The sequence below is a fragment of the Candidatus Cardinium sp. cByotN1 genome, assembly GCF_022810525.1.
GTDB lineage: Bacteria > Bacteroidota > Bacteroidia > Cytophagales > Amoebophilaceae > Cardinium.
Window position 1 is genome coordinate 1 of sequence record NZ_JAACGG010000180.1, and the last position, 696, is coordinate 696.

Annotated in this window: 1 protein-coding gene; it reads left to right on the forward strand. The window is 43.2% G+C overall.

Features of this window, described 5'->3' with window-relative positions; all coding sequences use genetic code 11:
- Positions 1-696, forward strand: a 696-nt coding sequence (locus tag MUW73_RS04315) for a hypothetical protein (RefSeq protein WP_243575307.1), incomplete at both ends; no start/stop codon positions are given.

Sequence of the window (696 nt, forward strand, 5' to 3'; positions counted from 1 at the left end):
GCAGAACGGATCAAAAAGATGCGGTCTTAGAGGGTAAATTTAGGATAAAACTATATAGAGATTATGATCCAAAGGTCTGCCATCCATTTAGGCTGCGTAATAATGTGCAATTACGCCCCCATGATGGCTGTGGCTTTATTAAATCAGGCTTAGCAGCTAAGCTAGGGCTAGCTATAGGGAAAAAGGTAAGCCATAAAGAAAAATCCTTTTCTTATCTCCCCGCGCAAGCATTGCAGCATTATAGCCTAGAGGCTAGCGCTTCTACGGAAGCTTTACAGGAAGAGTTATTACAAAACCTAGCTGAAGAAATAAGGGATTTGGATAAATTAGCTAAAGAAGCAGTGGGTAATAGGTTATTTCATTTACTGACTAGCGGTTGTGTTAAAGGCAAAAGTTTCATCGCCTTACCCTCCGCAGATGGTCAAGTGCACGGCACTGATCTAGCTGGTCCACTGTTGATCGGTAGAGCACCTTATGACCAACCCAACTTGTGCCTGATGGAACAGGTGGGCAAGGCAACAGATCCCACTACTAAATTTTTAGAAGAGCAAGCCCATGTGATACAATATAGTTTGGTAGCCAAAGATAGCCAAAGCCAAGATAACCAACAACTAGCTGATTGTGGTCGCGCTCTTTGGTTTGCCAAAGGCTTATTAGTAGTTATCCCTGATCAGACATGGCCATCAGGTTTGCATC